Genomic DNA, 21,501 nt, shown 5'->3' on the forward strand with positions numbered 1-21,501 from the left:
TACAAACAGGGCGCTTACAATGTTTTTATTACTTGATACAAGAATTTTTAAATTCTGCCAATTTGTCATTTATAAATTAAATTTTGTATTTTTGCAGAAGTAATAATGTTACCAATTATGATCGATTTACAGCTAACGGATAAGATACACGATGAAGAGCGCCAGGGTGAAGCCCTGATCATTGATGCACCAAAAACGCTCAATGCAAGGAAGCTATATATTGAAAGTTATGGTTGCCAGATGAACTTTGCTGATAGTGAAATAGTTGCTTCTATCTTGTTAGATCAGGGTTTTGAGACTACAGGAAACTACCAGGAGGCAGACGCGATATTTATCAATACCTGCTCTATCCGGGAAAATGCAGAGCAGCGTGTACGTAATCGTTTATCACAATTCGGCATTGAAAAACGCAAAAACCCTAAGTTGATTGTTGGGGTTTTGGGCTGCATGGCAGAACGTCTAAAATCCAAGTTCCTGGAAGAAGAAAAACTGGTAGACATGGTGGTTGGCCCGGATGCTTACCGCGATCTGCCACAGCTTATTGAACAGGTAGGTGAAGGACAGAAAGCAATTAACGTTTTATTATCAAGAGAAGAAACCTATGCAGATATCAGCCCTGTCCGTTTAAACGGCAATGGGATCACTGCTTTTATTTCTATTATGCGTGGTTGTGATAACATGTGCTCTTTCTGCGTAGTCCCTTTTACACGGGGACGTGAAAGAAGCCGCGATCCGCATTCCATTCTTGCTGAAGCGCGCGACCTGCATGAACGCGGTTATAAAGAAATTACCTTACTAGGCCAGAATGTAGATTCTTACAAATGGAAAGGCAGTGCAGATGCGGAAGATACAGCAGAGATTACGATGAACTTTGCCCAGCTGCTGGAACAGGTAGCCCTGGTAAGCCCTGAGCTGCGTATCCGTTTTTCTACTTCACATCCTAAAGACATTACCGACGAAGTTCTATATACCATTAAAAAACACGATAACATTTGCAATAACATCCACCTTCCGGTACAATCGGGCAGCAGCAGGGTATTAGACCTGATGAACCGTACTTATACACGGGAATGGTACATCAACAGGGTTGACGCCATCAGAAATATTATTCCTGACTGTGCAATTTCTACAGATGTGATTGCCGGTTTCTGTTCGGAAACGGAAGAAGAGCACCAGGAAACGCTGAGCATGATGGATTATGTAGGTTACGACTTTGCCTTCTGCTTTAGCTATTCCGAAAGACCAGGTACCATGGCTGCCAGAAAACTGGCGGATGATATTCCTGAGGATGTAAAAAAACGCCGTTTACAGGAAATATTACTGAAACAGCAGGTTTCTTCCATGAACAGGTTACAGGCTTCAGTAGGTAAAACAGTTAGGATACTGGTAGAAGGATTCTCCAAAAAATCTGACAAAGATCTTTGCGGAAGAAATGACCAGAATGCCATGATCGTATTTCCGGCAGTTGAAAATGTTAAGCCCGGACAATATGTAAATGTGGTTATTGAGCGTTGTACTTCAGCTACCTTACTGGGCCGGATTACAGATTAAACAAACAGACACAAAATATACATACAAATTCAATTATTTTGGACGTACAGGATATTAAAAACCGATTCGGAATTATAGGGGGGTCCCCGCTTTTAAACCGCGCTATAGACATCGCGAGACAGGTGTCGCCTACAGATATGTCGGTATTGATTACCGGGGAAAGTGGTAGCGGAAAAGAGGTATTCTCTCACATTATCCATCAGATGAGCACCCGTAAACACGGTGCTTTTATAGCCGTTAACTGCGGTGCGATACCAGAAGGAACAATAGATTCGGAGTTATTCGGACACGAAAAAGGATCTTTTACAGGTGCTCATGAAGCGCGTAAAGGTTATTTTGAAGTGGCCAATGGCGGAACGATCTTTTTAGATGAGGTAGCTGAGTTACCCCTGGGTACACAGGCCCGGTTATTACGTATTTTAGAAAGCGGCGAATATTTACGCGTAGGTTCTTCTAAAGTGCAAAAAACAGATGTGCGCATTGTCGCGGCCACAAACGTAGACGTATACAACAGGGTAAAATCAGGAAAATTCCGTGAAGATTTATATTACCGTTTAAATACAGTTCCGTTACGCATTCCTGCCCTGCATGAAAGAAAAGAAGATATTTACCTGTTGTTCAGGAAATTCTCAGCTGATTTCAGCGATAAATACCGCAGTCCGGGTATCCAGCTGGAACCAGAGGCGATACAAATGCTGAGCAATTACAGCTGGCCGGGGAACGTAAGACAATTGAAAAATATTGCCGAGCAGATTTGCGTACTGGAAAAAGATCGTAATGTTACACCGGCTGCTTTATTGAACTATATTCCCAATGAGAGCGGCAGCAACCTGCCAATGGCGATCAATGGCAATAACAAAGAGGATTTTTCTGAAAGGGATATTCTTTATAAGGTTCTTTTTGATATGAAGAAGGACATGATGGACCTGAAGAAACTTGTTGCAGAGATCATTCAGAGCGGAGGTAATACTTCACACATTGTAGCAGACAACCCGCATTATATCAATCAGCTCTACCAGGAGGTAGACCAGACGAGTAATAACGATTCCATGCTGACGATTAAAAAACCTTCTCAGAATGCGCCGGTAGATTATAATTATACGCATGATGCGGAAGAAGTAGAAGAATCACTTTCCCTGATTGATAAAGAATCTGACCTGATCAAAAAAGCACTCAAGAAACACAAAGGCAAGCGTAAATTTGCTGCACAGGAACTGGGGATTTCAGAGCGTACTTTATACAGAAAAATTAAAGAACTGAACTTAAATTAGTAATGAAGAAGATATATTTACTGCTGTTATTACCTTTAATAGCCCTTACCAATTCCTGTTCTGTAAAACTGAACGGCGCCTCTATTCCGAAAGGCATGAAAAGTGTTCAGGTAGCCTTTTTTGAAAATAATGCGCCTTTAGTAGTACCAACTTTAGCGCAGGACCTGACAGAAGCATTAAAAACCCGTATCCGTAATACTACCAGTTTAAGTATTGATCCAAACAATGCGGATGCTATATTTGAGTCAAGGATAACGGCTTTTGAATATAAGGTGATTGCCCTACAGAATGTAAATAACCCGACTGCCGGCGGTAACAGGTTAACTATCAGGGTTAGCGTTAAATACACTAATAATTTACTTCCAAAACAAAGTTTCGAGGAGTCATTTGAAAGAACCGCGGATTTTGTACTGGGAAGCCAGACCATTGAATCCGTTCAGCCAGGGTTAATTACAAATATCAATGCTCAGCTTACTGAAGATATTTTCAACAGAGCTTTTGCACAATGGTAGGGAAAACAATTTTCAATGCTTAACTTAGCCACGTGGAGCTGGATAAAAATATAGAACAACAATTGGCAGAACTGCTTGCAGACCCTGCAAAGGTATCTTCAAGCCATGCGCCAATGTTACAGGAATTGCTGCAGGAGTATCCTTATTACCAGCCGCTTCACCTGCTGCTGGCTAAGGCCAACCAGCAGTCCGCAGATAGTAATAGCCTGGCAAAAGCATCGCTTTATACCAATGGACAGCTTCTTCACCAGTTTCTTTTTACAGCAAAAAAAACAGTTGCGGATCTATATCCGGCAACTGAGCCTGAATTAACAGCAGCAGCTTCATTAACAACAGAAGAACCTGTATCAAGAGTAACCCCCGAAGCTGATGAGCAGGAAACTTTTGAAGAAATTTCTGAAGTGATTCCTATGCACCATCTGGATGAAGTACATGACAGCCATGAAACAGATGAATTTACTGAACTCATAGCACCATTGAACGAACCAGAGATTTCAAATGAAAATCCTGAATTAAGTTCTGAACTGAACGAACAGGAGATTCTAAATGAAAATCATGAATCATCTTCTGAACTGAATGAGCAGGAAGCTCCCGGTGAAAATAATGAATCAATCTCTGAACTAAAAGAACAAGCGGCCTCTGATGAGAAGCATGAATCAAGCTCTGAACTGAATAAGCAGGAGCTTATCGGGGGAAATGCCGAACCGGTTACAGAACAGGAAGAATCTGAAGACGAAGTATACGAGGAAATTTACGAACTCGTTCCGGTACATGCCGCTGAATTGCAGGACAAACCGGAAACAGATGAAAGTACTGAACCTCTTACCGAGTTGAACGAACAGGAGATTCTAAATGAAAATCATGAACCAATCTCTGAATCGAATGAACAGGAGGCTCCCCATGAAAATCACGAATCACTGCCTCAACTGAATGAGCAAGGGGCCTCAGAAGACAATCCTGAATCACATCCTGAACTGAATGAGCAGGAAATCACCGGGGAAAATGCTGAACCGGTTACGAAACAGGAAGAACCTGAAGAAGAAGTATATGATGAAATTGCAGAAGTTGACATCAGCAATTACCGTCCTTTCAGAAATTACGATCAGGCCGATGGTGCAGCAAAACAACCACAGCATCAGGAAAACCATATAGAGCGCCGCCATACCGCAGAAGACGACCTGATGCTCGAGAACATCGTTTCTGCCGACTTCTTTGCGTTTGAGCAAAGTATGGGCACTGAAGAAGCAAAAGTTCCGGAAGAAAAAGCTCCGTTTACTGTACCTCTTATTGAAGAACACGACGAAGAAGCAGCAGCCTCGGTAGCAGAGAAAAACAGGATCAGCAATTATCATGATGATAAACTGCCCTATACTTTTTTATGGTGGCTGGCAAAAACGCGCAAAGAACACCAAAGCATTTTTCAGCCTTATGCTACGCCTAAAAAAAACTCTTCCCCGGAATTGCAGCATCAGTACGTAGAGCATATCTTTCATATACAAAGCCACCTGACAGGAAATGAAGAGCTGCTGCCTACTACGGAAGGTCCCGCAAAACCTGCAAGTAAGGACTTCGAGATCATTGAAAGTTTTATCAGGAATGATCCGCAGATCACTCCACCCAATGCAGAGCAGATCGACAATGAAAATAAAGCCAAGAAAAGCGCAGAAGACCAGAACGACCTGGTGTCTGAAACCCTTGCCAATATTTATATCGAACAAATGCTTTATGACAAGGCGATAGAGACTTATGAAAAATTAAGTTTGAAGTTTCCGGAAAAAAGCCGTTACTTTGCCGACCTTATCCAATCTATAGAAAAGAAAATTTAACCATTTAACATACTATGCTTTTTTTAATTATTGTATTAATCATTATTTGTGTTGCATTAGGCCTGTTTGTTTTGATACAAAATCCTAAAGGCGGCGGTCTGGCAACAGGCGGATCGGGCAGCAACATGTTCGGCGTTCAACGTACAGGAGATGTTTTAGAAAAAGGCACCTGGGTATTGTTAACCTTAATCGTGGTAGTTTCACTGGCTATTACAGCTGTTGGAAAATCAGGCGGAAGCACAGCAGGCGCTGTAGATTCTAAAATCCAGGAACAACTGGATAAAACTCCTGCACCTTCTCCGATAGGTGGCGGAATTGCTCCAACTACCGCGGCTCCGGCTACTGCAACACCTGCTACTTCAGCAGCCCCTGCAGCAACGAAAGACGCAACCAAGAAATAGGTTTAAGCCCCTTAAAATATCGCAGCCCGTCAGGATTAATCCTGACGGGCTTTTTTATGTGCCCTGCCAGTCTGACACAAAAAACACAGGCATAGTCTATTAGCTGACAAGCCTGTGGTAAATTTGTCAAGCAATGTGTGCTTGGCATAAAAACTGATGGGTATGTGGTGTTAGTACAATTCATACATTAACCGTTAAATTAAAACAATAATTAAGTTATGGCTTTAAACATTAAACCCATTGCAGATAGAGTAGTTGTTGAAGCTGCTCCTGCCGAAGAAAAAACTGCTTCGGGTATTTATATCCCGGATACAGCTAAAGAAAAACCTCAGCAAGGAACAGTAGTAGCCGTTGGCCCTGGTAAATATGCCGAGGTAACAGGAAACTTAGTACCATTGAGTGTTAAAGTTGGTGATGTAGTTTTATATGGCAAATACGGCGGTACTGAAATTACTTATGAAGGTAAAGAGTATCTTATCATGCGTGAAACTGATCTTTACGCCGTTCTTTAATCGCTGGTATAACCCGGCAAATCCCACCAAATATTTAAAAACAACATTCTAAAATGGCAAAGCAAGTAAAATATAACGTAGAAGCCCGTGACGCCCTGAAAAGAGGCGTTGATACCCTGGCTAATGCAGTAAAAGTAACTTTAGGTCCTAAAGGACGTAATGTAATTATCGATAAAAAATTCGGTTCACCAGCAATCACTAAAGATGGTGTAACTGTAGCAAAAGAAATTGAATTAAAAGACCCAATTGAAAATATGGGTGCACAGATGGTAAAAGAAGTTGCTTCTAAAACTGCAGACATTGCAGGTGATGGAACAACTACTGCAACTGTACTGGCACAGGCAATTGTTACTGCTGGTATTAAAAACGTTGCTGCTGGTGCAAATCCAATGGATTTGAAACGCGGTATCGACAAAGCAGTTACTGCAATTGTTGCTAACTTAAAAGCACAGTCGCAAACTGTTGGTGAAGACAACAAAAAAATCAAACAAGTTGCGTCTATCTCTGCAAACAATGATGAAGTGATCGGTTCACTAATCGCTGAAGCAATGGCTAAAGTAGGTAAAGATGGTGTAATTACTGTTGAAGAAGCAAAAGGTACTGAAACTGAAGTAAAAACAGTAGAAGGTATGCAATTTGACCGTGGTTATTTGTCTCCATACTTCGTTACCAATGCAGATAAAATGGAAGCGGAATTAGAAAACCCTTACATTTTGATCTATGACAAAAAGATCAGCAATATGAAAGAATTATTGCCAATCTTAGAGAAACAAGTTCAAACTGGTAAACCATTATTGATCATCGCTGAAGATCTTGACGGTGAAGCTTTAGCTACTTTAGTAGTGAATAAAATCCGTGGTTCCCTGAAAGTTGTTGCTGTTAAAGCTCCAGGTTTTGGTGACCGCAGAAAAGCAATGCTGGAAGATTTAGCGATCTTAACTGGTGGTACTGTAATTTCTGAAGAAAGAGGTTATAAATTAGAAAATGCTGATCTTACTTATTTAGGTACTGCTGAGAAGATCATTGTTGATAAAGACAATACTACTGTGATCAACGGTGCTGGTCAATCTGAAGATATTAAATCACGTGTTAACCAGATCAAAGCTCAAATCGAGACTACTACATCTGACTACGATAAAGAAAAATTACAAGAGCGTTTAGCTAAATTAGCTGGCGGTGTTGCAGTTCTTTATGTAGGTGCAGCTTCTGAAGTAGAAATGAAAGAGAAAAAAGACCGTGTTGACGATGCTTTACATGCAACCCGTGCTGCGGTTGAAGAAGGTATTGTTGCTGGTGGTGGTGTTGCTTTCATTCGTGCTATTGAAGCTTTAGAAGGCTTAAAAGGTGAGAACGAAGATGAAACTACAGGTATCGCTATCGTTAAACGTGCAGTTGAAGAACCATTACGTCAGATCTGCGAAAATGCAGGTATTGAAGGTTCTATCGTTGTTCAAAAAGTTAAAGAAGGAAAAGGTGATTTCGGTTACAATGCCCGTACTAACGTTTATGAAAACTTAATTAGTGCAGGTGTTATCGATCCAACGAAAGTTAGTCGTGTAGCTCTTGAAAACGCAGCTTCTATTGCAGCCATGTTGTTAACAACAGAAGTTGTATTAGCAGATGATCCTGATGATAATGCAGGTGGTGCTGGTATGCCTCCTATGGGCGGTGGTGGCATGGGTGGAATGATGTAGATCATTTCTCCTGTTACATTAACAGCTGATAAAAAAACCCGTCTTTTTAAGGACGGGTTTTTTTATACACGGTAAATTTCAACACATTGTCAGGCATCTGCTTGAAAGTGTCATACACATACCAAAATTTAAGTATCGCTCTTCCCATGCCGGGATTTTTACACGTTATTATTAGCCGCGCTTCAGTCTAAAGCGCAGGATATGAAAAATACTTGAGGAACAGTTCACGTTGTGGTAGGTTCAATGGATTGGATTGTTACGATTTTCGTTAAATGCCTCAGCGGAAGGAAATTCTTTCCTTATATTTATCCTTTAGATCAGCATGGAACATTTAATAGAAGGCAGCCATTTCATTACCACTATTGAGGCCACTAAATTTTTGCTGGCCATCCTTCTGTGCGGATTAATTGGCACCGAACGGGAAATAAGGGCTAAACAGGCTGGGTTAAAAACCATGATCATGATTGGCCTGGGTTCTACCCTATTCACTATCTTATCCATAAAAATCGGCCCCAGCAACCCCGACCGGATTGCATCCAATATCGTCACGGGAATTGGCTTTCTGGGTGCAGGTGTAATCTTTAAAGAAGAGAACCGTGTTAAAGGACTAACTACCGCCTGTGTGATCTGGATTGTTGCCGCGATTGGTATGGCTGTAGGTTCAGGTTATTTTGAACAAGCCATAGGGGTAACCATCATTGTACTGCTGGCCCTGATTTTCTTTCCTTACCTGGAGTTGCTGATAGAGCGTAAAAATACCACCCGTGAATACAAAATCGTAAAGAAATACGAGGATGAAAACCTGGATGAATACGAACAGTATATTAAAACTTCAGGTTTAAAACTGCACCGTGGGTCGCAGGAAATGACTGAAGGCCGTATCAAAGGCGTTTGGATGGCTGTAGGTAGTCCTCAGAACCACGATAAATTTGTAAACAGCATGTTACAGGATAAAAAAATACTCGAATTTCATTTCTAGCCCCCCTTAATTCTCCTCAAACTATTTAGCTTTGCAGCATGCAAAGAGAACAGATCTCGGTATTTGATATTTTTAAGATTGGTATTGGCCCCTCAAGTTCACATACTTTAGGCCCATGGAGAGCTGCCCAGCAATTTACAGCTTCGCTGATGAACAGCAAACTGCTCTATGAGGTAGAGCAAATAAAAATATTACTGTACGGTTCTCTGGCTAAAACAGGTATCGGTCACGGTACAGACATTGCAATTTTATTGGGTATGTCGGGTGCAGATCCGGTAACGTTCGACGTAAACGCAATTACACCGACAATTGATATCATCAAAACGGAGCAGCGTCTTTTCTTAGGCGGCGCCCACGAAATCACTTTTAGCTATACAGAAGACCTGATCTTTTTATACCAGGAAAGCCTGCCTTTCCATCCCAACGCCGTTACCTTCCAGGCCTTTCTGACCACAGGTGAAGCCTTTTCTGAAACTTATTATTCCGTAGGCGGTGGTTTTGTGGTAAAGGACGGAGAAAACGACAGCGAAAAAGAACAGGTAGAATTGCCTTTCCCTATAGAAAAAGCAGGTGATCTCCTGCACTGGTGCCTCACCACGGGATTAAAAGTATCTGAAGTGGTTATGGAGAATGAACTGGCCTGGCGCACAGAAGCTGAAACCAGGGAACGTATCCTGCAGCACTTTAAAGTGATGAAAGAATGTACTTTCAGGGGTACTCATTCAGGAGGTTTTTTACCTGGCGGATTAAATGTAGGTCGCAGGGCTGCAGCTTTAAATAAAAAACTAATTGGCGGAAGATCGTATACGGATTATGAAAGCTGGATCGAAGCCATCAGGGCCGGTGGAAACAGTTTTAACTATACACTGGATTGGGTAAGCTGCTTCGCCTTAGCGGTAAATGAAGAAAACGCTTCTTTTGGCCGTGTAGTTACCGCACCGACCAATGGTGCCGCGGGTGTAATTCCTGCCGTATTACAATATTACATTGCCTTCTGTGATGGCTTTACAGAAGAAAAGATTATTCAGTTTATTGCCTGCGCTTCTGAAATAGGCTGTATCTTCAAAAAAGGGGCTACCATATCCGCAGCGATGGGTGGCTGTCAGGCAGAGATCGGAGTTTCCTCAGCTATGGCTGCTGCTGCTCTAACCGAATGCCTGGGGGGCTCACAGCGCCAGGTAATGATGGCTGCAGAAATAGCTATGGAACATCATTTGGGCTTAACCTGCGACCCTATTGGGGGATTGGTACAAATTCCATGCATTGAAAGGAATACCATGGGTGCCATCAAAGCAATCACCGCCAGCCAGCTGGCTTTACAGAGCAATCCGGATAAAGCTAAAGTAAGCTTAGGGGCTGTGGTTAATACCATGTGGGAAACTGCTCTGGACATGAACTCCAAATACAAAGAAACATCTGACGGCGGACTGGCAACGAATATTCCGATCAGCTTACCTGAATGTTAAACTGGCGATTTATTTTACCAGAAAAGCGCCAACAACCGAAGGCGACATCAAGCTTACCCATTCCTGGTACATTTTATCTGATGGATGGAGGCCGTCCGAAGCTACCAATGCCAGGTTTGAAGCCGCTGTTCTCGATTCTGCAGTAATATTGACATAATTAACTCCGGCTTTTAGGGCTTCGTCTTGATTAACGGCATTAAAGGCATCTATTGCCATAGAGATATTTTGCTGTCCTCTGCCGCTAGTTAAACCGAAAGGTGTAACACCCCAATCGGGTATAGAGATCACAAATACATGTGTTACATCTCCTCTGGCAAAGCTGATTGCCGTTTGCAATAATGCGCTGAATTCAGTGCGGTAAGTAGCAATGGAAGCTCCCTGATATTGATTATTCACACCAATGAGTAAAGTAACGATATCATAGGTAGAAGTTAAGGCGGCACGCTGAATAGCCTGCTGCAAATCTCCCGTAGTCCATCCTGTTTGTGCAATGATGGTAGGGGTCTGAACATTTAAACCCTGTTTATCCAGTGCAGCAGCAGTAAGCTGATAAGGAAAACTCTGACCCTGGGTTACTGCTTCGCCAATCGTGTAAGAATCTCCCAAAGCAAGATAGGTAAACTGACCTGAAGGCAGGTTCGGATTAACAGTATCCACTTTAACGGTCTCCTGTACCGGACTTTTCTTGCATCCTATACAAAAAATAAAAACAAGACCTGCAAGCATGAACTTCATAATGAAATTTACGGGGGAAAACAACGATCAGATGTTCAATACTTATTTATAAGTTTTTAGTACAGCAGGCGCCAGCAGCGAAGCCCATTCTTTGTACATCTTACCTGAAGGGTGCAAACCATCCGATGCCACCAGCGAAACATCTTTAACAGCTTTCTTCGATCCAGGGGTGATGTCTGTATACTTAACTCCCGCTTTCAGGCTTTCTTCCCTGTTGATCGCATTATAAGCATCAATCTCTTTACCAATATTTTCGGGTCCCCTGCCGCTTTCTGCTCCAAAAGGAGTAGCCCCCCAATCGGGTATAGACAAGACAAACACATGTGCCTTATTTCCACCGGCAAAGTTGACAGCCGTTTTTAACAATTTTTTAAATTCTATACGATAAGTATCAATTGAATAGGCCCGGTATTGGTTATTCACCCCGATCAGCAGAGTAACCAGGTCATATTTAGGAGCTATAGTTGCAGATTGAATAGCCGATATTAATTCATCTGTAGTCCATCCGGTTTTTGCAATCAGGGTTGGATCTGTTACATGAAGCCCGTTAGCATTAAGTAATGCCGTTAACTGGTGCGGAAAATTCTGTTCTTCTGGCACGTCATGTCCAATGGTATAAGAATCGCCCAATGCAAGAAAGGTAAGTTGAACGGGGGCTGAATGCTGAAGTGTATCAATTGTAGTCATACTGTTTGCCGGATTTTTTTCCAATCCAAATATGGTTAATAACAGGAATAATCCAACTGCTAATTTCATAGGAAGACCTACGAGAGAAGTGATTTCTCAGATGTTAAAAGGTAATAATTTAGATACGCTGTTATTAAAACAAGATTAAGACCCCCCTGGAAACGAATTTAACCTCACCAAGGAGGAACTTGAAATTAAATTAATATTAGTTTTTACTTAATTACCTATTTAGCCATATGGTTTCTATTTTATTATTTAAATAATAGACATACTTTTAAAAAGTAAATTTCAAGAACTATACAATAACAAATTAATTACTTTTTTTCAAACACCAATCGAGTCCGCGCTCTTAATTTAACCTCTCATTTATGTATAAACGAGTACTATTTGTTATTAACCTATTTTTCCTTTTTATATCAGTAAGTTTTGCCCAGCAAGACCTTATACATGTTGACCCCGCGACAGGCACAGCGAATGTAACCATTCCATTATACACCTTAAGTGCGGCGCATGTATCTTTACCTATAAGTCTAACTTACAGCGCTAAGGGAGTTGGAGTACTTGACGACGAAGGGACCGCAGGAATGGGCTGGAACTTTAATGCAGGCGGTTCAATAACCCGTCAGGTTCATGGTCTGCCAGACGATGTTGAAAAGGACATGGCAGGGAACAATATATACGGATGGATTTACGGTCTTAGCGGCAGTTCTATTAACAATCTCTCTTTTAAAAACGATAATAATATTACCACCTATACTGATGTTGCTGCTGATATCTCCGTAATTAACAATCAATATGGATTTACGGACACAGAACCAGATATTTTTTACGTCAATGCGCCAGGACTAAATTTCCAATTAGTTTATGATAGCTCAAACTCTACATTCAGAACAATTCCTTATCAGGATATAAAAATAGCTTATACAACAAATACTATCAACGGTCCTGCATTTGGAGAGATCACTTCATTTACGGTCACCAATGACATGGGAATTGTTTATACTTTTTCAGCAACCGAAACAACAACAAAAAAGGTTGTAATTCCTGTGTCCAACCTGAAGTATTTTAAAACAGCATACAATCAATACTTAAACGGGATTAGTTACACCAGTACGTGGAAGCTTAGCAAAATACAAGACACTTATAATAATACAATTAGCCTGACTTATAACCAGGGGACTAAAAAAGGCGCCGTTACACCTATTATCTTAGCTTTTCCGATTCCACCATCACCACAGGCATTAGTACCAACAATAGACTCTCTGCAATATAGTTTTACAGGCGGAACAACCCCTCAGTTACTTTCTAACATCGCTTATAGTGATGGGGTTAATACATCTGCTTTTTCTCTTAGCTGGAATACAAGCACAACTTCCGGCAAGCCTTACATCAACTCTATTCAAGGTTTTGGACATAATTTTAGTTTTACTTACGTTGATGAGTTTGCGTTAAATCCAAGCGATTTTTCAAGGAGTTTCTTAAGAGTTGTGACTGATGGGGACTGTACTTCTCCCTTCAATTACTCATTTGCTTATAATGGGGAAAACCCGGAATTCCCCAATAAAAGTGCATTGCCCGATTCAGCAGATCATATCACATCGGTGGATAATTATGGCTATTTAGCCAGCAATTCGGCAGCAGGAAGTTTATCACAGATAAATTACTCTGACGGAGGACACACTAACCTTGTATATGAACCAAACAATTACTACTCGCCCGACAGTAGCCGGACCATAGCTGGTAGTGGCATTAGAATTAAGCAAATACTACATAATGACGGCATCAACACAGCAAATAACATCAGTATAAATTATAGCTACTTGGATCCCGTATCTGGCATAACGTCTGGTAAACCTATTTCCTTACCTGTATTATCATTCATCAGACCTTATGGAGTGAAAGTTTCTACAGCGGAACTCTTACGGCTTTCGACCATATCTTCATCATCTGATTTATCAGATGATGATCATACTGTCCTTTATCAATATGTTACTGAAAGTCATCCTGGCGCCGGAAGCACATTATATCAATTTGCCATACCCGGAACTAAATGGGATACGGCTATAACTGACCCATTTCCCTGGAGTCCTACAATAATCAATACCGGGTCAACAACAACGACTACCACCGGACTTCTAACGAACACATCTAATACGTACCCTTTCCCCCCTAATCCCAATTACGATTTTGAAAGAGGACTACCTATAAAAACCGTGAACTATGATGGCAATAAAAATGAAGTTAGTGAATCCACCTACAATTATCAAAATTCAGGCACCCCTATTAATATTACCGCGCTAAAATATGATGTAAATGCCTATGGTGTAAGTTATAGCAAATACAACATCAATACAAACGCAGGTCCACTGACCAGTCAGGTAATCAGCAAAGTTTTTGACCTGTCCTCTACATCGCTATTCAGACAAACCATTACCAATTACACTTATAATACTACGCAGCATAAATTAATACAGGAATCAACAACGAACAGCGATGGAAGCATCAAAACTTCAAATTTTGTTTATGCTAAAGATTTTAACACCACGGTCGCAAATGATGGACCTTCGATAGCGATTAAGGCTTTGCAGCAATTAAACATGAATATTCCTGTAGAACACTATACACAAGTTATACCTTTTGGTAGCTCACAGGCAAGAACTGTATCTGCAGAATTAGTTAAATTTAGCAATAGCTGGCCTGTATATGCTACCAACATGGTCTTACCAGCAACAAAGATGCAATTTACAGCAGCTGACGGCGTGACCGATTTTGCAATATCAGATATAAGCAATGGTAATTTCGTGTATGACCCAAGATATTTTACAACAGAAAATGATCTGGGCTATGATTTTTCGGGCAACTTACTTTCTAAGGACAATGGTTTCAAAAATATTCAGACTATCCTCACAGATCATAACTTCTACAAAACTGCGGCAATTTTTTCAAATGCCAGATTTGATGAAATTGCGACGAGCGACTTTGACAGCAGGCTGGTTGATTTCAACTTTAACACAAGCGGCGGGTCAACGACCTCAACAAGCCGTTCCGGACAATATGGATGGGCATTAAGCGCGGGCCAGACATTATCAAAGACCATTAATAAAAATGCTATCGCAACAAATTATGTATTTTCAATCTGGGTTAATGCTGCAACAGCCGGTCAGTTCACGGTATCAATTAATGGAGGAACAACAACTAACACCCGTACGATAAGCTACGGTATTACCAGCAGCAATAAAACCGGCTGGCAATATTGTGAGATTAAAATCCCTCTAACCGGAATATCATCATCTGCCATTACCATTACTGCCAGCAGCAACCAAAATGTAGTTATTGATGATGTCCTGGCCTACCCCGATGTCGCCGGAGCTTCTACCTATGCCTATGATCAGGTCACACGTACCATGACAGCTGAAACAAACACTAATGGTGTAAGCAAATATTATACTTATGATCAGCTTGGAAGACTTCACTACATGTATGATCAGGATAAAAACATTTTACTCAGAAAGCAATATACATCTGGTAATAATGTTCAGGACGTTAGTACCATATTTAATATTTCAGGTCCTACTACCACAGTTATTAATACGCCTGTCACTTTTAATGTAGTTAACCCTACGATCCAATGTGCCGTATCGGATGTAACTTATACCTGGAACTTTGGAGATGGATCACCTACCGTTTCCACTTTCTTTGCAACTCACACTTATGCAGCTAATGGAACTTACACAGTTAGTCTTACCGCAAGCTCAACTGTTTATGGAACCGTCACTAAAACATCAACCATAACTGTATCTAATCCTGTTAAGCCAACTACGACAACGATCAATTATATAAACACAACACAAATTGGTGGTGTTGCCGCTAATAAAACATTATCTATTATTGAATCAGTATCTTTTTTGCAGGGTACAACAGTAGTTTATCAATTTACTACAGCCCAATTAACCAGTGGTGTCAGCATTGTTCCCGGCAATTATACAATTAACGTTAAAGCGATTGGCCCATTGTACAATTCATTCGAGAATAACGGATTTGGGTATGCAGGAATAGAATTTACCGATGGAAATATTGGTCAATGTCAACCTTACGTCACTGCTGGTAATTATACCTTTTCTAAAGACCTTACCAATACTCCACAAATCTACTTTATCATTCAAAATTTAGGCTGCCAGTAAACTAGTCAATAATTCAATTAAAAGATAAAATTAAACAATATAAGCTCTCCAGATATGAATTGCAAAATACATCTCGCAATATTTTTAACCGTGCTTGGACTCTTTTTTAGCCAGACATTATTATCCCAGGAATTAGGCTATATCCAGCAAGACATTATTAAAACGGCAGGTGTAACTACCGACGCACAGATTAATAGTCTCCCAATTAATCAGATAGAGACTACACGTCAGTATATTGATGGATTGGGCAGACCAATTCAAACCATTGCTGTTCAGGGAAGTGCTAATTTAAATAAGGATATTATTCAGATTATTGCCTACAATAATCTGGGGCAAAAGGCAATCAATTACCTTCCTTATGTAGACAATAATGCTTCAAACGCGAATAGCAGTTATAGGTCAACAGCAATAACTGATCAGAGTAATTATTATAACACAAATGGTACAACTGCGAATCCTAATAAAGTAGCTAATGACAACAGTCCATGGAATCAGCAGGTTTTTGAAAACAGCCCTTTACAGCGTGTACTACAATCAGGCATGACAGGTAATGGTTTTCAGCCGGGACAACATTACAAATCAGTAAATTATCGCTCAAATTCTTCAGCAGACAATGTAATTAAATGGGGGCTTGACGGAAGCTACCAAAATAATTATGCTGTTAACACATTGGCGGTAACGGACGAAACAGATGAAGACGGACAAGAAATACAACTGTTTAAAGATATGAATGGGCATATAATTTTGAAACGACAGATCAGTAATGCAGGAAATCTGGATACTTATTATGTATATAATGCCGCAGGTATAATTAGTTATGTAGTACCGCCTTTGGCCTTAGTTAAATCTATCAGTAATGGTTATAATCTTACCTCGCCTACTGTAAGCCCTCTTCTTTTCCATTATATTTATGATAACATGGGGAGAGTGGTTCAAAAGATTGTGCCTGGTGCAGTATCTACGTATATTATTTATGACCCATATAACAGGCCTGTACTATTGCAAGATGGAAATTTACGTAACCTTCACCAATGGAATTACATTAAATATGATGCAGAAGGACGAGCAATCTCTCAAGGTATTTATACCGATGCCACCCCTGCACATACCACTTTAGCAGGTATGCAAGCATATGTATCCTCCCTTGTTTATAGTAACTGGTACGAAAGTCGTAAAAGTATAACTCCATATTATACAAATTCCGTTTTCCCGACTACAAACAATGATGGAACAGCTCTCGAAGATCTTTCATACAGCTATTATGATGATTATGACCTAAATCAGGATGGGACTGCAGATTATAATTATATATCAGCAGGTATTACCGGTGAATCGACTGCAACCGCTTTAACCCGTTCGATGCCCACTATGTTACGCACACGTACTTTATCAGTTGCAAGTCCAATACTTTGGTTACTTAAGGTACAATTTTATGATAAAAATAATCATCTTATACAAAAAAACAGCAATAACGTTCTCAATAATACAACAGATGTACTAACAGACACAAATACAAGTACATTTGATTTTACAGGTAATCTTCTAGTCTCTAAAGTAGTAAAAGTTACCGGAAGTGGCGCGACAAACACAAACAGCATAGAAACTTCATACACCTATGATAATAGAAACAGGGCGACAGCCATAGATCAGCAATATAATAATGGTACAAATATCAGAGTCGCTGCTTACGAGTATAATGAGCTTGGCCAAATGGTAAAAAAAGATCTACAACTAAACACCAGTAACAGCTTGCCAGCAAATGTTACATTAGATGGCACTAACAGCGTAACCCCCGGAGGTCAATTGACGGTAGTGGCAACCAATAGCATTATACTTAGCCCTGGCTTTACCGCTGCTAGTGGCAGTACATTTTCAGCCACTGTAGAAACTAATTATCTTCAGGCCATAGATTACCGCTATAATATTAGGGGACAATTGTTAAGCATGAATAACAGCAAGCTGGCTAATGATAACAACGTGACTAACAGCGATAGCAATGACCTCTTTGGTATGCAATTATTATACGATCAAAAAGATGCCAACATAGGGAATACTGCTTATTTTAATGGAAAAGTATCTGGTGTAAGCTGGATGAGTAAAGATGCCAATGGTACATCTAGCTATGAGCGTAGCTATAAATACACTTACGATAATTTTAATCATTATACTGGTGCTGCTTATGCTGAAAGAGCCCCAACGAGTACAACTGCTTTTAACAGCAACATTGGCGGGTTTGATGAAAGCGGCATTACTTACGATGAAAACGGAAATATAAAAACATTGAATAGAAATGCATCTACTGTAGGATCAAACAGTATTATGCAAATTGACAATTTGGTTTACAATTACAACACCAGTAATCCCAACCAGCTGATTAACATAAGTGATGGTTCTGACGCAAACCATACAGGAGCCGGCTTCAGAAATCTTACAGGTCTAAATAACAATTATACCTATGACAACAATAGCGGAAACCTTACAATAGACCCATATAAGCCTATGGCTTTTAATTATAACGAGCTAAATAAGCCATCTGCAATTTCCGTTTATACTAATTTTAATACTGCTAATGTTAATGTTGGCCTAGCAACATTTTACGATTATGACGCCACAGGTATAGTTATTAAAAAAAGGACCGATAATTTTTCTACTGGTGCGTCAACATCAACTAACTATATAGATGGTTTTGTATATGTAAATGGCGTACTATCTCATGCTTCCATGCCCGAAGGGCGTGTTATAAATGTAGGAGGGGTACTGAAGCCAGAATATATTATTAATGATCAGCAGGGTAATGCCAGGTTAAGTTTTCAAGACAATGGAAGTGGTGTAGCTGTTGTAAAACAGGAAAACAGTTATTATGGATTTGGGCTTATTATGCCTAACAGTCCTGTGCCTTTACCAAGTACGCCAAATACACAACTATACAATGGAGGTTCTGAATGGCAAAATGATTATGGGAATCTACCTGATTATTACCAAACATATTACCGAAATTATGACCCATCAATTGGCAGGTGGATAAGCCCGGATCCCAAAGCTGAGTCTTCGGAAAGTTTAAGTGGCTACCATTATGCAGGTAATAATCCTATCATGATGAATGATCCGATGGGCGACATCTTTTCAAGCTGGGCGGAGGTGAATGAAGCTATTGCAAATATTACATCAAACGGGGGCGGTAGTGGTTCAGCAACTGGTCCGGGTGCAGATGAATTTTCCAACTTTTCTTCTGGTATTGAAGAATTCGGATTGACTGCAGGCGAGATGAGTTTCGACCACACATGGGGAATTTCACCACAATCAGCAAAAAGTTATCAGGAAGCAGCAGCACGATTTAATGCAGCGATGGGCAAGCAGGTTATTGACCCAAATATTGACCCATATGCGTTAAACGAGGTGAGTGTTATCTCCGGGAATTATCAATCTTATCTAAATGCTGATGCTGACATTCAGAAACAAATTAGCGCACATAATACTGGATTAGGATCCGATAATCAAGAAATTAATAATATTAGTGACATACCAGAAAGCTTAAGTAAAGCAGCCGATGCAATAGGTTTAGCAGCTGATTTTCATAGTGTACCATTTACAGCTGTCAAGCTTATAACTGAAGATGGAAGCAAAGCATTAAAAATGCTTACCAGAAGCGGTACGGTAGTGGGGGCTGTTGCAGGTGGAGTACCCGCCGGATATAACATTATCAAAGATTGGCACAATGGTGGAATAAGAAGTACTCATGCCAAAGACTGGGTCAATTTAGGTTTAGCCGCCGGCGGAGTCACTGTTGAATTTTTTGGGGTAGGTGAAACATGGGATCTAATAGGCGCAGGGATCACCGGAGCTACCGCAATTGTCGATATACATAGTGCTTTTAGTGATAAATAATTTAATAAAACTACCTTTACAATCAAATGAAAAAAACTTATAATACTCTGATCTATAACGCACGAAAGGGTTTTGTCTATTTATTCTTGACATTAATATTGTTAATATTGTTGTTGATTCTAACCGCCGTTAAGCTAAATACACCGATAATAGGTGCAATCGGTATAGGATGTTTATTTATTCTACCTTTCCTTCTCGAAAAGAAAATAAAAAAAATATTTACGACACGTGCTTTTTTGACGTTAAATGAAGAAAATTTTTCAATTGTGACGTCTCATCTTACAAACGACATTACGATAAAAGAATTAGATTTTTCATGGGATAAAATAGAGTCGTATAAAGTATACTTTTCTCCATCTAAGAATACACTGCTTACCATTTATTTAAACGACGGGACAAGTCAGATGTGGAATTTCAAAGATAATAAAACATTTGATGAAGCTGCAAGTGAAGAAAGTGTGTTTAGCTTGTTCTATTCTTTCGTTAAGCAATATAATGAAAACGATAAATTGGATAAAAAAATTGTTTTAACGCCCGGTTATTTAACAACCAAATCAGGCACAACCCTCTTATATGGTATATCCATTTTAATTATTGCTGCTGTTATTATACACATTATTAAACAGCCAAACACATCTGTTTTGTCATTATTAGTTGGTTTTAGCATACTTGTTCAGCAGATTGTTAAAAGAAAGCAAGAAAAAGCGCTTTACAATAAGATAACACAATTGGACTAATAGGTCTTATTATATTGAGGATATACTCCGACCTGTGACAAACCTCCGAACAAATCTTATTTGACAAATAAAATTAATTGTACTTGATTTGGTAGGAACACATGGATCTTCGACACTGGTTCCTAATGTCGGTGCGATGTATAGTTAAAATTTTGACCTCTTAACACGTGGTAAAGATGTGGGATTTCATATGAGCCAAAGTCTTTCTGAACGTGTGTGGGAGGAAGCTGGCGTAGGAATTAGTTTAATGAATGGGTGGTACCTAGGACGTAGAAAAGACACAACTTAATTCATTGACTGGTTGAGGTGCGGATCTTAATGGTGCCGTAGGCCCTTTTTAGCGTAGGTGCTGGGGCTCTGTCTATGCTAACACGCAAATCTACCTGACTTTGAACAAGTGTAGGAACGGACTGGGATATAGGGACCCGGGGAGTAAGTTATACTTGTCCTATAAATTAATCAATATGGATAAAAAGAAAATGATAAAATATTTGGCTATTGGATCCTTGTTTTTTATTATTTTATTATCTCTTTACATTAGATCAGATAAAATAGAAAAAAGCTATCAATTTAATGGAACTATTGAGAAAGTTACATATGGTGATAAAAAAACACCTAAGGCTATAATTAACAGTAAACCAAATTTTATCTCATATCCCAACGAGGACTTTAATGATAAAATAGAGGTTTGGAGATGCTATATTTGAGTAGACACAGAGTTAAGAGGATTACTTATCTTAACAGAAATTATGTCACGAGAGAGAAAAGCATACCCGAAGGAGTTCAAGCTGATGAGCGTTGAACTCAGTAACACCCGTACAGATCTGATTGCCCTTGCGAAAGAACTGGATATCAATGTGACTTTGTTATATAGATGGCGGAAGGAATTCTGCAACAAGCAAGGCAGCAGTTTTCCTGGGAATGGGAAAGTTATCCTCAGCGCAGCTGAGCAAGAACTGGCTAATTTGAAAAAAGAATTGCGTGAAACGCAGATGGAGCGGGATATATTAAAATCGTTCTACGGCGCCCAATCTGTGGAATTACCAATACAACATAAATAGGCT

Annotated in this window: 16 protein-coding genes; 14 read left to right on the forward strand and 2 right to left on the reverse strand. The window is 40.0% G+C overall.

Translation table 11 applies throughout. The features are described 5' to 3' along the window. The first annotated feature begins 117 nt into the window (after nucleotides 1–117). The 9 genes from miaB to GSQ84_RS27520 all read left to right on the forward strand — a co-directional run bounded on the left by miaB (nucleotide 118) and on the right by GSQ84_RS27520 (nucleotide 10,212). Entirely contained in the window at nucleotides 118–1,551 is a 1,434-nt protein-coding gene (gene miaB / locus GSQ84_RS27480) for a tRNA (N6-isopentenyl adenosine(37)-C2)-methylthiotransferase MiaB (protein ID WP_158800600.1), read from the forward strand. Between the two features lie 38 nt (nucleotides 1,552–1,589). Next, complete coding sequence (locus tag GSQ84_RS27485) at nucleotides 1,590–2,822, forward strand: sigma-54-dependent Fis family transcriptional regulator (protein ID WP_158800601.1); 1,233 nt, start codon at nucleotides 1,590–1,592, stop codon at nucleotides 2,820–2,822. 2 nt (nucleotides 2,823–2,824) lie between these two features. Continuing rightward, nucleotides 2,825–3,334 carry an LptE family protein gene (locus GSQ84_RS27490; protein ID WP_158800602.1) on the forward strand — a complete coding sequence of 170 codons (510 nt, stop codon included), beginning with the start codon at nucleotides 2,825–2,827 and terminating at the stop codon, nucleotides 3,332–3,334. A 32-nt stretch (nucleotides 3,335–3,366) separates the two neighbouring features. Next, nucleotides 3,367–5,160 (forward strand): hypothetical protein, encoded by a 1,794-nt coding sequence (locus GSQ84_RS27975; protein ID WP_216849055.1) that lies wholly within the window; start codon nucleotides 3,367–3,369, stop codon nucleotides 5,158–5,160. A 14-nt stretch (nucleotides 5,161–5,174) separates the two neighbouring features. Beyond that, nucleotides 5,175–5,561, forward strand: a complete 387-nt coding sequence (secG, locus tag GSQ84_RS27500; RefSeq protein WP_158800603.1) for a preprotein translocase subunit SecG — start codon at nucleotides 5,175–5,177, stop codon at nucleotides 5,559–5,561. Nucleotides 5,562–5,779: 218 nt separating this feature from the next. After that, the gene (groES, locus tag GSQ84_RS27505; protein ID WP_158800604.1) at nucleotides 5,780–6,073 is read left to right on the forward strand and encodes a co-chaperone GroES; all 294 of its coding nucleotides are present in this window, start codon (nucleotides 5,780–5,782) and stop codon (nucleotides 6,071–6,073) included. A 53-nt stretch (nucleotides 6,074–6,126) separates the two neighbouring features. After that, complete coding sequence (gene groL / locus GSQ84_RS27510; protein WP_158800605.1) at nucleotides 6,127–7,767, forward strand: chaperonin GroEL; 1,641 nt, start codon at nucleotides 6,127–6,129, stop codon at nucleotides 7,765–7,767. Nucleotides 7,768–8,089: 322 nt separating this feature from the next. Further along, the gene (locus tag GSQ84_RS27515; RefSeq protein WP_158800606.1) at nucleotides 8,090–8,746 is read left to right on the forward strand and encodes an MgtC/SapB family protein; all 657 of its coding nucleotides are present in this window, start codon (nucleotides 8,090–8,092) and stop codon (nucleotides 8,744–8,746) included. Between the two features lie 38 nt (nucleotides 8,747–8,784). Next, complete coding sequence (locus GSQ84_RS27520) at nucleotides 8,785–10,212, forward strand: L-serine ammonia-lyase (RefSeq protein ID WP_158800607.1); 1,428 nt, start codon at nucleotides 8,785–8,787, stop codon at nucleotides 10,210–10,212. A gap of 9 nt (nucleotides 10,213–10,221) precedes the next feature. Here GSQ84_RS27520 and GSQ84_RS27525 read toward each other — a convergent pair whose 3' ends face one another. Together GSQ84_RS27525 and GSQ84_RS27530 are read right to left on the reverse strand one after the other, a co-directional pair. Then, the gene (locus GSQ84_RS27525) at nucleotides 10,222–10,947 is read right to left on the reverse strand and encodes an SGNH/GDSL hydrolase family protein (RefSeq protein ID WP_158800608.1); all 726 of its coding nucleotides are present in this window, start codon (nucleotides 10,945–10,947) and stop codon (nucleotides 10,222–10,224) included. Nucleotides 10,948–10,989: 42 nt separating this feature from the next. Beyond that, on the reverse strand, nucleotides 10,990–11,703 hold the full coding sequence (locus tag GSQ84_RS27530; RefSeq protein ID WP_158800609.1) for an SGNH/GDSL hydrolase family protein: 714 nt from the start codon (nucleotides 11,701–11,703) through the stop codon (nucleotides 10,990–10,992). Between the two features lie 299 nt (nucleotides 11,704–12,002). Between GSQ84_RS27530 and GSQ84_RS27535 the strand changes: the two genes are divergently transcribed. From GSQ84_RS27535 to GSQ84_RS27555, 5 genes are all read left to right on the forward strand, one after another. Next, nucleotides 12,003–15,815 (forward strand): PKD domain-containing protein, encoded by a 3,813-nt coding sequence (locus tag GSQ84_RS27535; RefSeq protein WP_158800610.1) that lies wholly within the window; start codon nucleotides 12,003–12,005, stop codon nucleotides 15,813–15,815. 54 nt (nucleotides 15,816–15,869) lie between these two features. Next, nucleotides 15,870–19,700 (forward strand): DUF6443 domain-containing protein, encoded by a 3,831-nt coding sequence (locus GSQ84_RS27540; protein ID WP_158800611.1) that lies wholly within the window; start codon nucleotides 15,870–15,872, stop codon nucleotides 19,698–19,700. A gap of 26 nt (nucleotides 19,701–19,726) precedes the next feature. After that, nucleotides 19,727–20,437 carry a hypothetical protein gene (locus GSQ84_RS27545; RefSeq protein ID WP_158800612.1) on the forward strand — a complete coding sequence of 237 codons (711 nt, stop codon included), beginning with the start codon at nucleotides 19,727–19,729 and terminating at the stop codon, nucleotides 20,435–20,437. 464 nt (nucleotides 20,438–20,901) lie between these two features. Continuing rightward, entirely contained in the window at nucleotides 20,902–21,144 is a 243-nt protein-coding gene (locus GSQ84_RS27550; RefSeq protein WP_158800613.1) for a hypothetical protein, read from the forward strand. Nucleotides 21,145–21,186: 42 nt separating this feature from the next. Further along, entirely contained in the window at nucleotides 21,187–21,498 is a 312-nt protein-coding gene (locus GSQ84_RS27555) for a transposase (RefSeq protein WP_158800614.1), read from the forward strand. Nucleotides 21,499–21,501 lie beyond the last annotated feature (3 nt).

The sequence above is a fragment of the Pedobacter sp. L105 genome, from assembly GCF_009765875.1.
In the GTDB taxonomy this organism is placed as follows: Bacteria; Bacteroidota; Bacteroidia; order Sphingobacteriales; family Sphingobacteriaceae; genus Pedobacter.